Source organism: Leucobacter alluvii (genome assembly GCF_039530485.1).
Classification (GTDB): domain Bacteria; phylum Actinomycetota; class Actinomycetes; order Actinomycetales; family Microbacteriaceae; genus Leucobacter; species Leucobacter alluvii.
Map to the genome: position 1 here is coordinate 211,133 of NZ_BAAAOP010000001.1, position 13,805 is coordinate 224,937.

At 68.6% G+C, this 13,805-nt stretch carries 13 protein-coding genes; 3 read left to right on the plus strand and 10 right to left on the minus strand.

Annotated features, from left to right (window positions below; translation table 11 throughout):
* The first annotated feature begins 383 nt into the window (after window positions 1–383).
* Window positions 384–1,691 (plus strand): RNA 5'-3' helicase PhoH2, encoded by a 1,308-nt coding sequence (gene phoH2 / locus ABFX18_RS00980; RefSeq protein WP_234037467.1) that lies wholly within the window; start codon window positions 384–386, stop codon window positions 1,689–1,691.
* 48 nt (window positions 1,692–1,739) lie between these two features.
* Here phoH2 and ABFX18_RS00985 read toward each other — a convergent pair whose 3' ends face one another.
* The 8 genes from ABFX18_RS00985 to ABFX18_RS01020 all read right to left on the minus strand — a co-directional run bounded on the left by ABFX18_RS00985 (window position 1,740) and on the right by ABFX18_RS01020 (window position 9,350).
* Window positions 1,740–2,498, minus strand: a complete 759-nt coding sequence (locus ABFX18_RS00985) for an SGNH/GDSL hydrolase family protein (RefSeq protein WP_346057079.1) — start codon at window positions 2,496–2,498, stop codon at window positions 1,740–1,742.
* Between the two features lie 130 nt (window positions 2,499–2,628).
* Window positions 2,629–4,056, minus strand: coding sequence for a class II fumarate hydratase (locus ABFX18_RS00990; protein ID WP_336662483.1), 1,428 nt, complete (start codon window positions 4,054–4,056; stop codon window positions 2,629–2,631).
* Between the two features lie 64 nt (window positions 4,057–4,120).
* On the minus strand, window positions 4,121–4,804 hold the full coding sequence (locus ABFX18_RS00995) for a carbonic anhydrase (RefSeq protein ID WP_090150916.1): 684 nt from the start codon (window positions 4,802–4,804) through the stop codon (window positions 4,121–4,123).
* Window positions 4,801–5,484, minus strand: coding sequence for a DUF4245 family protein (locus ABFX18_RS01000; protein ID WP_336662484.1), 684 nt, complete (start codon window positions 5,482–5,484; stop codon window positions 4,801–4,803). The genes ABFX18_RS00995 and ABFX18_RS01000 overlap by 4 nt, the downstream gene beginning before the upstream one ends.
* Window positions 5,485–5,487: 3 nt before the next feature.
* The gene (locus ABFX18_RS01005) at window positions 5,488–5,727 is read right to left on the minus strand and encodes an exodeoxyribonuclease VII small subunit (protein WP_090150910.1); all 240 of its coding nucleotides are present in this window, start codon (window positions 5,725–5,727) and stop codon (window positions 5,488–5,490) included.
* Window positions 5,728–5,771: 44 nt separating this feature from the next.
* Window positions 5,772–6,806 carry an ABC transporter permease gene (locus ABFX18_RS01010; protein ID WP_211648838.1) on the minus strand — a complete coding sequence of 345 codons (1,035 nt, stop codon included), beginning with the start codon at window positions 6,804–6,806 and terminating at the stop codon, window positions 5,772–5,774.
* 11 nt (window positions 6,807–6,817) lie between these two features.
* Entirely contained in the window at window positions 6,818–8,290 is a 1,473-nt protein-coding gene (locus ABFX18_RS01015) for an ATP-binding cassette domain-containing protein (RefSeq protein ID WP_346057080.1), read from the minus strand.
* A gap of 73 nt (window positions 8,291–8,363) precedes the next feature.
* Window positions 8,364–9,350 carry a sugar ABC transporter substrate-binding protein gene (locus ABFX18_RS01020; protein ID WP_346057081.1) on the minus strand — a complete coding sequence of 329 codons (987 nt, stop codon included), beginning with the start codon at window positions 9,348–9,350 and terminating at the stop codon, window positions 8,364–8,366.
* Window positions 9,351–9,602: 252 nt separating this feature from the next.
* Here ABFX18_RS01020 and ABFX18_RS01025 point away from each other — a divergent pair, with 252 nt between their 5' ends.
* On the plus strand, window positions 9,603–10,736 hold the full coding sequence (locus tag ABFX18_RS01025; protein WP_090150898.1) for a class II histone deacetylase: 1,134 nt from the start codon (window positions 9,603–9,605) through the stop codon (window positions 10,734–10,736).
* 57 nt (window positions 10,737–10,793) lie between these two features.
* Here the strand turns inward: ABFX18_RS01025 and ABFX18_RS01030 are convergent, their stop codons facing one another.
* The gene (locus tag ABFX18_RS01030; protein WP_090150895.1) at window positions 10,794–11,315 is read right to left on the minus strand and encodes an Lrp/AsnC family transcriptional regulator; all 522 of its coding nucleotides are present in this window, start codon (window positions 11,313–11,315) and stop codon (window positions 10,794–10,796) included.
* A gap of 51 nt (window positions 11,316–11,366) precedes the next feature.
* Window positions 11,367–12,602 (minus strand): exodeoxyribonuclease VII large subunit, encoded by a 1,236-nt coding sequence (gene xseA / locus ABFX18_RS01035; RefSeq protein ID WP_090150890.1) that lies wholly within the window; start codon window positions 12,600–12,602, stop codon window positions 11,367–11,369.
* A gap of 134 nt (window positions 12,603–12,736) precedes the next feature.
* Between xseA and ABFX18_RS01040 the strand changes: the two genes are divergently transcribed.
* Complete coding sequence (locus ABFX18_RS01040; protein ID WP_200331899.1) at window positions 12,737–13,768, plus strand: 4-hydroxy-3-methylbut-2-enyl diphosphate reductase; 1,032 nt, start codon at window positions 12,737–12,739, stop codon at window positions 13,766–13,768.
* Window positions 13,769–13,805 lie beyond the last annotated feature (37 nt).

Sequence of the window (13,805 nt, forward strand, 5' to 3'; positions counted from 1 at the left end):
TCGCAGCTCTCAGAATACCTGACGCTGACGCTCCTTCGAGCCCGCTGTCGGGGTTCCACAACCGGGTGCGGTTCAGTGCGCGGATGCGAGCCGTTGCCGAGCCGGTCATGCATCGTTCACGGATCGATATGCGTGTCGTATCGCGGGATGCGATTCCGTCGGCGTAGCGTGTGACGCATCGGGCAGGGTGCCCGATCGAGGAGGCCGGTCGGTCACCACCTCGAAGCCACTGGCCAACTCGCTGAGTCGGGGCGCTGCCCCGGTGCAGAGGAGCCATCGTGGCTGAGATCCAACACCCCGCAACCCCCGTTCCGGCGCTCGTCGAGGCGGAGCCCATCGCGTCGGGCCGCTCGTCGGCACTCCGGACGCCGAGTTCCCCCGAGCTGTCCGACGACACCCTGCAGCAGTTGCGCACGTACGTGCTCGACACGTCCGTCCTGCTGAGCGACCCGGCGGCGCTGTTCCGCTTCGCCGAGCACTCGGTGGTGCTGCCCGTCGTCGTCGTGATGGAGCTGGAGAAGAAACGGCACGATCCCGAACTCGGATACTTCGCGCGGCGCGCGCTGCGCATCCTCGACGAACTGCGGGGCAAACACCTGCGGCTCGACATCCCGGTTCCGGTGGGCGACGCCGGGGGCACCGTGCGCGTCGAGCTCAACCACACGAGCCTCGACGGGTTGCCGAGCGGCATGCGCCTCGGCGACAACGACACGAGAATCCTCGCGGTGGCGCAGAACCTCGCCTCCGACGGTCTCGACGTCACGGTGATCTCGAAGGATCTGCCGATGCGATTGAAGGCCGCAGCGCTCGGGCTCGGATCGGAGGAGTATCGCGCCGAGCTCGCTCGCGACGACGCCTACACGGGGATCGCATCGTTCGCGCTCGACGAGGAGCAGATGCGCGTGCTGTGGGAGGACGAGCGGCTCGACGACGTCGAGGCCGCCGCCGACCTGCCGCTCGGCACGGGGCTCGTGCTCACCTCGGCGCGCGGTTCGGCGCTCGGAAGAATCGACGGGGACCGGTCGCTGCACGTGGTGCGCGGCGACCGGGAGGTGTTCGGCGTGACGGGGCGCAGCGCTGAGCAGCGCCTCGCGATCGATCTGCTGATGGACCCGAAGGTGGGCATCGTCTCGCTGGGCGGCAGTGCTGGCACCGGCAAGTCGGCGCTCGCGCTCGCCGCAGGGCTCGAAGCCGTGCTCGAGCGACGGCAGCATCGCAAAGTGATGGTGTTCCGACCGCTCTACGCCGTGGGCGGCCAGGATCTCGGCTACCTGCCTGGCGACCACCAGGAGAAGATGAATCCCTGGGCCCAGGCGGTGTTCGACACCCTCGGCTCGATCGTCTCTCAGAACGTGCTCGACGAGGTGGTGGCGCGCGACCTCGTCGAGGTGCTGCCGCTCACGCACATCCGCGGGCGCTCGCTGCACGATGCCTTCGTGATCGTGGACGAGGCGCAGTCGCTCGAGCGGGGCGTGCTGCTGACCATGCTCAGCCGCATCGGCCAGAACTCGCGCGTCGTGCTCACGCACGATGTGGCGCAGCGCGACAACCTGCGGGTCGGTCGGTACGACGGAATCGCGGCGGTCATCGAGAAGCTGAAGGGGCATCGCCTGTTCGGTCACGTGACCCTGACCCGCTCCGAGCGAAGTGAGATCGCGGCTCTCGTCACGGATCTGCTCGACACCCCGTAGACGATGAGGCGACCGGCCGGGCGCGATGACCCGGCCGGTCTGACGCCGCTACCCGACGGTGGCGATCCGCTCCTCGACGAGCGGCCAGAAGGTGTCGGCCCACACCTCGTACCCGCGGTCGTTCGGGTGGAAGGCGTCCGCAGCGAACTCGGTGAGCACGCCCGCCACTCCGCGCTCCTGCGTGGCCCGGTGCAGCGGCACGACGCGCATGCCGAGATCGCCGGCGATGGCGTGAATCATGCGGTTCGCGACCCGCACCTTCCGCTCGTTCCACGGCAGATGGAAGCAGGGGAGCTCGCTCACGATCGTGTGCCTGGGCAGCGCCCCGAGAATCTGCGTCATGTTCCGGTGGAAGCGCACCGCATCCCACTCGGCGATGTCGTTCGCGCCGATCGCGATCGTGACGAGGTCGGGCTCATACGCGAGCACCTTCTCCGCTTTCGGCAGCTGATCGCGCAGGCACAGGGCCGTCGTGGCCCCCGAAACCGCGAGATTGACGACTTTGACGGGCTCGCCGGTGCTGGCCTCGATCCGGTCGATCAGCTGCCCGACGTAGCTGCGCCCGGGCGTCGACGCTCCGATGCCCTGCGCGGTCGAGTCGCCGAGCGCGAGGTATCTGAAAGCGCCCTTCTGCTTGCGCCGCTCCCGCCACCACTGGGCGGTCACCGGCTGCATCTCCGCGAGCTCCATCAGCGGGCGATTCACGCGGTCGTAGAGTCGCTGCCACCCGAGCAGGCGAGCCGCTGACGCGGCTCCCGAGCGGGCGAGGGCGCGCGCACCGTCGCGTGGAACTCCTGCAGGCATCATGGATTCAGCGTAGCGAGGGTGGCTGTCGCGGCGCATCTCCTTCACGCTGGCGGCGACCCCGGCCGAACGCCGACGGGCCCGGGATCGACGCACTGCGATCCCGGGCCCGTCGGCGGTGCCTGCGGTGAACCTACTTCGCGACGCCCGGGTGGGTCATCGACAGCAGGTCGAGCGCCTGGTCGAGCGCCTCTTCCGAGACCTCGCCGCGCTCGACGTACCCGAGGTCGACGACCGCCTCCCGCACCGTGATGCCCTTCTTGACGGAGTGCTTCGCGATCTTCGCGGCGGCTTCGTAACCGATGAGGCGGTTGAGCGGTGTCACGGTCGACGGGCTCATGCCGGCGAGGGCGGCGGCGCGCTCGAGGTTGGCCTCCAGGCCGGCGACCGTCTTATCGGCGAGCACCGTCGAAGCGTTCGAGAGGAGACGGATCGACTCGAGCAGCGCGGTGCCCATGACCGGGATCTGCACGTTGAGCTCGAATGCTCCGGATGCGCCGGCCCACGCGATGGTCGCGTCGTTGCCGATGACCCGAGCGCACACCATGAGCACGGCTTCGGGAATCACCGGGTTGACCTTGCCCGGCATGATCGACGAGCCCGGCTGCAGGTCGGGGATGTGCAGTTCGGCGAGGCCCGTGTTGGGGCCCGAACCCATCCAGCGGATGTCGTTGTTGATCTTCGTCAGCGACACGGCGATGGTGCGCAGGGCTCCGGATGCCTCGACGAGCCCGTCGCGGTTCGCCTGCGCTTCGAAGTGGTTGCGCGCTTCGGTGATCGGCAGGCCGCTCGACTGCGCGATCTCGGCGATGACCTTCTCGGGGAACCCGAGCGGCGTGTTGATGCCCGTGCCGACGGCCGTGCCGCCCTGGGGCACCTCGGCGACGCGGGGGAGCGCAGCGTCGATGCGCTCGATGCCGTAGCGGATCTGGGCGGCGAATCCGCCGAACTCCTGTCCGAGGGTCACCGGCGTCGCGTCCATGAGGTGGGTGCGACCCGACTTCACGGCCGTCTTCCACAGCTCGGCCTTCGTCTCGAACGCCTCGGCCAGGTGCGCGAGCGCGGGCTTCAGCTGCTCGATGAGCGCTCCGGTGACCGCGATGTGCACGGACGTCGGGAAGACGTCGTTCGACGACTGCGAGGCGTTGACGTGGTCGTTCGGGTGCACGGGGGAGCCGAGGTGACGCGTGGCGAGCGTCGCGAGGACCTCGTTCATGTTCATGTTCGAGGAGGTGCCGGAGCCCGTCTGGTACGTGTCGACCGGGAACATGTCGTGGTGATCGCCCGCGATGATCTCGTCGGCCGCCGCGACGACGGCCTGAGCGACCGAGGCGTCGAGGATGCCGAGATCGCCGTTCGCGATGGCGGCGGCGCGCTTGATGCGCGCGAGCGCGACGATCTGCGCGGGCTCGAGGCCCTTGCCCGAGATCGGGAAGTTGTCGACGGCGCGCTGCGTCTGGGCGGCGTACAGGGCGTCCTTGGGAACCCGCACCTCGCCCATGGTGTCGTGCTCGATGCGGTACTCGGTCTCGGCGCCGGCGGCGCTGCGATCTTCGGTCACAATCATCCTTCGTTTCGTGGATACTGCTCGTGGGTCGGAGAAGTTCGAGAGGCCCGTGCCTGGCTCACGCCGCGGCGACCGGCTCTGCTGCGGTGATGTCGAGGTGCCCGACGGCGCTCACGGCGACTGCGCGTCCCTCCGACAACTGATACTGGCAGCCGACTATGCCCAGCCGGCCAGCGGCCACGGCATCGCTGATGATGCGCGAACTGCGCAGCAGCTGGTTGACGGTCGCGGCGAGGTGCACGCGGCCGACGGCGTCGGCGTCGATGGCCGAGACGTCGACGTACGGGGTGTCGCGGTGCTCGCGGAGCCAGAGCTCCTGCACCGAGGGCAGGATCGGCGCGAGCGTGTTCTGCACCGCGATGGGAACAGCGGTGGGCTCCTGCTCCATCTGACCGATCGCCGCAGCGACGGCGCCGCACGAATCGTGGGCGAGCACGACGATCACGGCGACGCCGAGGTTCGCGACGGCGTACTCCATGGAAGCCGTGATGGATTCCGCCACCACGTGCCCCATGTTCCGGGCGATGAAGAGATCGCCGAGGCCGGCGTCGAAGATGATCTCGGCGGCGAGCCGGGAATCCGAGCAGCCGAAGAGTGCTGCGTCTGGCACCTGCCCGTTCGTGAGCTCGTTGCGGCGCTCGACGTCTTGCCTGGGATGCTGAGGGCCGCCGTCGATGAAGCGCCGGTTGCCGGCGACCAGTGCGTCCCAGGCCTGCTGCGGGGTGACTCTCGGGGCGGTCATTCGGTTCCCTTCGGTTCGGACAGCGACTCGGCGACGTCCGTCGCCAGGTCGCGAAGCGTGGACGGTGCGTCGGTACCGTAGACGAGAATGGTGTCGTTCTCCCACTGCGCCTGAAGCGCGAAGAGCACATTGGAGTTGTCGGGATCCCGATCGCTGTGATCGTAGGTGATCCATTCGAGGCCGCCGAGCGATTCGTTGCCGGTCGGAGCCTGCTGTTCGAGCTGCTGCGCGATCCAGACGTCTTCGACGGGGGCGCCGTCCGGGGTGAACGCCTGCGTCACCGCGGCATAGGCCTCGCGGCCCGATTCCGCATCGACCGTGGTGTAGTTGATCTGCCAGGCAGTGACGCCATCGCTGCCGCGCAGTTCGGCCTGCTTCGCCTTCCACTCCTCGGGCACCTGCGGAGCGGCGAGCTCTCGGCCCGCGCTCGGAGCCGCCTCGGTCGCGAGCGACGCGACGTTCACCTCGTGTTCCGCGAACCCGCCCGTGCCGCGGGGCACCATCAAGAAGATGACGAGCACCAGCCCGAGGCTCACGAGCAATGAGAAGACGAGGTTGTTGACCGTCTTGCGCTCCCGATAGAGCCGGCTGTCCCTCGCCTTGCGCGATGCGGTCTCGGCAGGGGTCTCGGGTCGGCCGAGCTCGGCGACCACCGCTGGCGTCTTGTGCTGCTTCGCCATCGGTTACGCGTCACCTCCGACGGATCCGTCGCCCGCGTTCTTCCGCGCCGCCTCGAGTCGCTGTCGCGCGCCGAGCAGCCATTCCTCGCAGCGCGACGCCAAGCTCTCGCCGCGCTCCCAGAGCTGCAACGATTCTTCGAGGGTCGCTCCGCCCTGTTCGAGGCGGCTGACCACCTGGATGAGCTCGTCGCGCGCTTCCTCATACGAGAGGGAGGCGGGATCCGGAACCACCGTATCTGCCATGCGTACGAGTCTACCCGGCGCTCCTGACACCGATGTCGACGGAGTCAGCGTCGCGGCGGGGCCTCCTCGCGCTCAGCGCCGTCCGCCGGATCCTGGGCGACGGCGCGCTTGCCGAGCTTCGCCCAGGACGATCGGATCATGCGCTGGATGGAGCTGTCGAGGGCCACCGCGATGATCAGGGTGGCGCCGACGAGGATCGTCTGCAGGAACGGCGACGCCTGCATGAACACCAGACCGGCGCGCAGCACGCGGAAGAAGAGGAGACCCGCGACGACGCCGCTGATGCGGCCGACCCCGCCCTCGAAGGCGACCCCGCCGAGCAGCACGACGGTGAGCACCTCGAGCTCCAGGCCCGATCCGATGTTCGGGTTCGCCGACTGCACCTTGGCCGAGAGGAACAGGCCGGCGAGTGCGGCGAAGGCCCCGGTCGCGACGAAGAGGAGGAAGCGGGAGCGCTGCACGTTGACGCCCATGAGGCGCGCGGCGCGCTCGTTCCCGCCGATCGCCTTGACTGACTTGCCGAAGGTCGTGTGGTTGAGCACGTACCATCCGAGCGCGATGACCGCGACGAGCGCGATGATCTGAATGGGGATCGGGCCCACCTTCAATGTGCCGATGCTGCGAAACGCCTCGGGGAGCTCTGCGCGCGGAATGGTGCGCCCATCGGAGAGCAGGAGTGCGAGCCCGCCCCAGACGCTGAGAGCGCCGAGCGTGACGACGAAGGAGTTGAGCCGCAGGTAGGCGATCAAGAACCCGTTGAGCGCCCCGGCGGCGACCCCGGTGGCCACGGCGGCGATGAAGCCGAGCAGTGTCGAACCGGTCGCGCTCATCGCGAGGCCGCCGGTGATCGCGGATGCCGAGGCGACCGAGCCGACCGAGAGATCGATGGTGCCCGACATGATGAGGAATGCGGCGGGAATCGCGATCAATCCGAGTTCTGCTGCCTGCAGCAGGATGCTCTGCCCGTTGGCGAAGGTGAAGAAGTTGGGGCGGAGGATGGAGAAGACGGCGACGAGCACGATGAGAGCGAGGAAGATGCCGTTCTTCGCGGCGAAGATCTTGAGGCGTTCGGCGTTCATGAGGGGTCCGTTCAGGCGCGGGTCGGCTCGGCGATGGCGAGGAGCGAGGTCAGGAGGTCTTCGTTGAAGGTGCTTGATCGTGGGACGTCGACGAGCCGATCGCCCAGCATCGTGTAGGCGCGGTCGCAGAGGCTCGCGATCTCGTCGGACTCGCTCGACGCCACGAGGACTGCTGCGCCGCGGGCGGCGGCGGCTCGCGTCGCTTCGACGATGTCGAGCTTCGCGCCGACATCGACGCCCTGCGTGGGCTGCGAGAGGATCAGCAGCGCGGGTTGGGCGGGGTACAGCCACCGAGCGAGCAGATGCTTCTGCCGGTTGCCGCCTGAGAACTGCGAGATCTCGGCATCGGCCGAGGGGCCGCGGATGTCGAGGGCGCTGCGGGCGCGCTCATAGACCTCAGCACCCGATTTCGCCGATACCCACCATCCACGAGCCGCGCCTGCCGAGTGCCACGGGAGCATGACGTTGTCGAGCGCGGTTTCAGAGGCGATGAGTCCTTCGGTGTCGCGATCGGGTGGGACGAAGAAGACGCCGCGCTTGATGGCCTGCGCAGGTGAGGCGAAGCGCACGGGCGCCCCGCCCAGCGTGTAGGGCTGCGGAGTCTTGGCCGCCCCCGCGAGCTGCGCCGCGATGTCGAACTGCTCGCCGCCGGCCATGCCGAACAGGCCGACGACCTCCCCGGCGTATGCGCGAACGCCTCTGCCCGGAGTGTCGATCGCGACGACCTCATCGCCGGGTGCGACGTGGGTGAAGTCGAGCGAGCGCAAGTCGGGAACGAGCGCATCCGCGAGCTTCGCGGGCGTGAAGTCGCTCGACGGTCCGTCCACGACGAGACGCCCGCCGCGCAGCACCACGATGCGCGTGCACACCTCCATGATGTCTGGCAGGCGATGCGAGACGTAGACGACGGCGATGCCGCGCTGCGCGAAGCCTCTGATGAGGTCGTGCAGCGCATCGGTCTCGGCCCGGCCGAGCGCTGCGGTTGGCTCGTCGAGCAGGAGCACCTTCATCTCGCCCGAGAGCATGCCGCGTGCGATATCCACGAGCTGCCGTTCACCGAGTCCGAGCGCTTCGACCGGGATCTCGAGCGGAATGTCGGCCCCGACGGCCGCGAGCGCCTGGCGTGCCTGGGCCCGCCGCTCCGCGACCCGGGGAGCTCTGCGTGCGAGAAAGAGGTTCTCGAGCACCGACATGTTCGGGGCGAGCGCAGGTTCCTGATGGATGACGGTCACTCCGTGCTGGGCGGCCTCGCGCGGGGTCAGCCGCTTGTCGATGCGTGCGCCGTCGATGCTGAACACTCCGCTGCTCGCATCGATCACGCCCGTGGTCACATTGAAGAGCGTGCTCTTGCCGGCGCCGTTGTGGCCGAGCAGTCCGACGATCTCGCCGGGGGCGATCGCGAACGTGATGTCTTCGAGTGCGCGTGTCGCACCGAAGTCGACGGTCACGCCGGTGTACTCGAGCCGATACTGATGGTCGACCATGCGGGGGTCCTCTCGTCGCGCGCTACGGGGTCATCGGGGCGCACCTCGGCCTCTGGGCGCCCCGATGGGAGTACTACTGGTTCGCGAGCAGGAAGTCCTCTGCGTTCTCGCTCGTGACCTCCGTGACCGGAACGGACTGATCCTCCACGGGTTCGCCCTCCGCCGCGTCGACGAGCATCTGCGCGTTCGCTTCGGCGAGCTGTCGTGCCGGGGCGATGTACGCGTACCGCCAGAACGAATCCGGCTCCATGATGACTTCGAGCTCGGCGTCCGTCGCATCGAGGTTGAGTAGGAGCATGCTGTCGTCGGTGGGCGAGACCCCCGAGTCGGTGAGCGCCTGGTAGGCCCCGAGCGCCGGGTCGTTGGCGATGGCGAGCCAGACCTTCGTGTCGGGTGCCGCGTTGAGCTGATTCTGCACGGCGGCGTACCCGTCGTCGAGGCTCAGCACCTTGTGCTCGGTGATGTCGAGATTGAGATCGGCCGCGTCGAGGGCGTCGAGCATGCCCTGGCCGCGGAGCCGCCCGAGATCGGTGTCCGGCCAGCCGAGGAAGGCGACGTCGACTTTCTCGTCGCCGTAGGTCTCCGCGATCCATTCAGCGGCCTTCTCGCCGGCATTCTTGCCATCGGCCTCGTGATCGAGGGTGACGGCCGCCGTCACGCCATCCCACGTGCTGCCGTAGCCGAGGATCGGGATGCCGGCGTCGGTCGCCTGCGTCGTGACTGCGACCATCGCGTCCGACTGCACGGGGTACCCCATGATCGCCTTGATGTCGCCTCGAACGAGCCACGACTCCCAATCCTGCACCTGTGTCTGGGCATTCCACTTGGGGTCGTCGGTCACGAATTCGTAGCCGGCGTCGGTCACGATCGTCTCCATGAAGGGGAGCATGTCGTTCCAGATCTGGATGTCGAGGCCGGCGAAGCTCATCGCGACGGCGCCCTTCGCCTCGGACCCGGATGACGCGTCGCCTCCGGTGCTGTCTGAAGTGCATCCGCTCAGTGCGAGCGCTGCGGCAGCCGCGAGTGCGACGCCGCCGGATAGTGCACGGGTGCGTTTCATGAGTTGACTCCTTCGTCGGGGTGCTCGGAGGGTACCGGCGCCCTCCGTTGTCGAGCCGACCCTGGCCCGCAGCGTCACTATGACAACACGTTTGAATCCCTAAAGTCAACGGGAAGAGTGTTTCATTTATGTTTCGACATTCAAACGGTGCATTTGTTTGTGGATCGTGAATTCTTGAGACTATGGTGGGGGCCATCGGGACGCAGCGCCATCGGGCGCGGATCGCCGAGCGAAGCTGGAAGGACAACCGCAATGGAGCGCAGGACCGGATACGTCTGGCACGAACGATACGCATGGCACGACACCGGCACGCACGCCGGCATCTACCCCTCCGGGGGATACGTGCAGCCGTACCAGAACTTCGAGAGCCCGGAGTCGAAGGCTCGGTTCGCCGGCCTCGTCGAGGTGTCGGGCCTGCTGGAGTCGCTCGTGCGGATCCCTGCGCGCGAAGTCGATGCGGCGGATCTGCTGCGCGTGCACACTCCGGAGCACGTGGAGCGCATCCGAACGCAATCCGAGCAGGCCGGGGGAGACGCCGGCGACGGGTTCTCCCCGTTCGGTCGCGGAGGGTACGATCTGGCGCGCCTCGCGGCAGGCGGCACGCTGGTCGCGGCGGAGGCGGTGCTCGACGGCGTCGTCGACAACGCGTACGCGCTGGTGCGCCCTCCCGGCCATCATGCGGAACCGGACCAGGGGCGGGGATACTGCCTGTTCGCGAATGTGCCGGTGGCCATCGAGGCGCTGCGGGCCGCGGGGAAGGTGCAGCGGGTGGCGATCTTCGACTACGACGTGCATCACGGCAACGGTGCGCAGAAGATCTACTGGGATGATCCGAATGTGCTCACGATCTCGGTGCATCAGGATCGCCTGTTCCCGGTCGACAGCGGACTGGTCGACGAGCAGGGCGCTGGCGCGGGCGCGGGAACGAACATCAATGTGCCGCTGCCGGCGGGTTCCGGCGACGGCGCCTACTGGTCGGTCGTCGACGAGGTCGCCCGACCGGCGATCATCGCGTTCCAGCCCGATCTCATCCTCGTATCGAGCGGATTCGACCCGTCGGCGTTCGACCCCCTCGGGCGTATGAGCGTGACCTCGGAAGGCTTCCGCGGGATCGCCGAGCGGTTGCTCGCGATCGCCGATGAGGCGTGCGGCGGGAGGATCGTCTTCTCCCACGAGGGAGGCTACTCGGCAGTGCACGTCCCGTTCTGCGGCATCGCGGTGCTCGAAGTGCTGAGCGGTGTGCGCACGGGCGTCGAGGATCCGTTCGCGCTCTCGGTGGGGGGATCGCCGACCCGTGCACTCGCAGACTGGCAGACAGCCGTGATCGAACAGTCCGCGTCACTCGCGCGCGCGCTCGGACTCGTGGTCGATCGAGAGGCCGACTGACCGGGCCGGCGCCTTCGGCCGGATCGATTCGCGCACCGGCGATCGATCCGGTCGGCCTCAGCGCCCGTTCCGCAGCGGGAAGATCGGGCGATGGGTGTGCACCGAGTCGTAGAGGAACGTCTCGATGTGCGATACCCCGCGGATCTCCCGGATCTGCCGGTTGATGAGCGTGAAGAGCTCGCCGGGCGACGTCGCGTAGACCTCGACGAGGATGCTGAACCTGCCGGAGCCTAGCACGACGTAGCGAACGCCCTCGAAGGCCGCGATGCGATCGGCGACGGCGTCGATGTCGCCCGACACCTCGATCTGCAGGCTCGCGATACTGCTGAGCCCGACTGCATTCGGGCTCGTCACTCCGATCACGCGCACGACTCCGCGCTCCTGCAGCCGCTTCACGCGGGCGCGAGCGCCGCCCGGCGTGAGCCCCACCTCGTTCGCGAGGTCGGAGTAGCTCATCCGGCCGTCGCGCTCGAGCAGCACGATGAGCTGCTCGTCGAGCTCGTCGAGCACTCCGAACGGCTCGTGGGGCTCGGCCGAGTGGGCTCCATCGTCGGTCCCGGGCTTGCGCGCTTTCGCCATGACATGCAGTATCGCACGCTGAGGCTGGCGGGGATCGTGCTCCTGGTGCTCCTAGCGCTCCATCGCCTCGACGTCGAGGGCGCCACCGGCGAGCGAGAGTCTGATCGGAGCGCCAGCGACCGCTTCCGCGGGGTCGCGGAGCACGGACCCGGCAGCCCCCGAGTCGTCGATGACCTGCGCGATCGCGTAACCGCGCTCGAGCGTCGCCCGAGGAGAGAGCGCGGCGAGTCGTCCGCGCACGTCGGCGAGCGAGCGCGAGCGGTCCTCGATCGCGCGGTCGGCGAGTTCCGTGCCGCGAGCGATCCACCGGACGAGCTCCTCGGCGCGCTCGTCGATCAAGCGGTCGGGCGCCGCGAGAACGGGACGGCCGCGCAACTGCGCAATGCGATCCGTCTCGTGCGCGAGCAGCTGCCCGAGCCGCGTGGTGAGGCGGGCGCGGGCCTGATCGAGGCCGGCGAGCTCCTCGCCGACGTCGGGCACGATCCGCTTCGCAGCATCCGTCGGCGTCGATGCGCGCAGATCGGCGACCTCGTCGAGCAACGGGCGATCCGCCTCGTGGCCGATGGCACTCACGATCGGGGTCGTCGCCGCGCTCGCCGCACGGATCACGCGCTCGTCGCTGAACGGCAGCAGATTCTGGAAGTCGCCGCCGCCGCGAGCGACGACGATCACTTCGATCTCGGGATCCCGGTCGAGCGCCTCGATGCCTGCGGTGACCTCGCCGGCCGCGCGATCCCCCTGGACTGCGGCGTAGTGGATCGTGAACTGCACGCCCGGCCAGCGGAGCGTCGCGTTGCGGATGACATCTTTCTCCGCGTCGGAATCGCGCCCGGTCACCAGCCCGATGCGGCCGGGGAGGAACGGGAGGCGGCGCTTGCGGTCGGCGTCGAACAGGCCCTCGGCCTGCAGCTGCCGGCGCAGACGCTCGAGCCGTTCGAGGAGCTCGCCGATGCCGACGTGCGAGATGTCGAAGACCTGCACCGTGAGCGAGCCGCCCTTGACCCAGAAATTCGGCTTCACGAGGGCGACGACCCGGTCGCCGGGCGAGAACTCGCTCGACAAGCGCTGCGCGACCGAGCGCCAGACGGTGAAACTGATCGTCGCATCCTGGTGGAGGTCGCGCAGCTTGCCGTACACGTGACCGCCGCGCAGCTGCCACTGCGTGATCTCCCCCTCGATCCAGACCTGGCCGAGCCGGTCGATCCAGGCGGCGATCTTCTCGCTCATCTCTGCGACGGGCCAGGGGGCCTCCCTCGTCGCGGGACCGGTGGATGGTGCGTCTGCCATGGCACCAGCCTAGTTGTCGGTGCCGGCCGCCTCCCCGGCGGAGACGCGCAGGCGGCGGCGGTAGAATCTGCCTCATGAACGACACCCAGGTGCGAGACCAGCGCACGATCGGGGCGCCCGTGGTGACGCTCGCGATGCCGCGCATGCGTCGGCAGGCCGGGCGGTTGCGCGATCGGCCCGTGCTGGGCGAGAAGAAGGTCATTCTCGCGGCGCCGCGCGGATACTGCGCTGGGGTGGATCGCGCGGTCGTGGCGGTCGAGAAGGCCCTCGTGCGCTACGGGGCGCCCGTCTACGTGCGCAAGCAGATCGTGCACAACGTGCACGTGGTGAACACGCTCGAGAAGATGGGCGCCGTCTTCGTCGAGGAAGTGGACGAGGTGCCGGAGGGAGCGCACGTCGTCTTCTCCGCGCACGGCGTCTCTCCTGCGGTGGTGAACGAGGCTGCCGACCGTGGTCTGCACGCGATCGACGCCACCTGCCCGCTGGTGACGAAGGTGCACCGCGAGGCGGTGCGCTTCGCGAAGCAGGATCTCGAGATCCTGCTCATCGGCCACGACGGCCACGAGGAGGTCGAGGGCACGGCGGGAGAAGCGCCAGACCGCATCACGATCGTGAACTCGCCCGACGACGTCGACGCGCTCGAGGTGCGGGATCCCGATCGGCTCGTATGGCTCTCGCAGACGACGCTCTCAGTGGACGAGACGATGGAGACGGTACGCCGCCTGCGCGAACGATTCCCGAACCTGCAGGACCCGCCGAGCGATGACATCTGTTATGCGACGCAGAACCGTCAGGTCGCGGTCAAGCAGATCGCGCCTCAGGCGGACCTCGTGCTCGTCGTCGGGTCGGAGAACTCGTCGAATTCAGTGCGGCTCAAAGAGGTGGCGCTGGAATACGGCGCGCGCGCCGCGTACCGCGTGGACTTCGCGAGCGAGGTTCGCCAGGAATGGCTCGACGGGGTGCGGACCGTCGGTGTGACGAGCGGCGCATCGGTGCCGGAGGTGCTCGTGCAGGAGCTGCTCGACGACCTCGCCGATGCGGGATACCGCGACGTCGAAGCCGCCGTGACTGCGGAGGAGGACCTCGTGTTCTCGCTTCCCAAGGAGCTGCGCCAGGACGCGGCGGGCAACCGCGATGCCCGCGCGCTCGGCGGACGCGTGCGCTGAGCACGACTGCGGGAGTGCCCGATGCTCGATCGGGCGC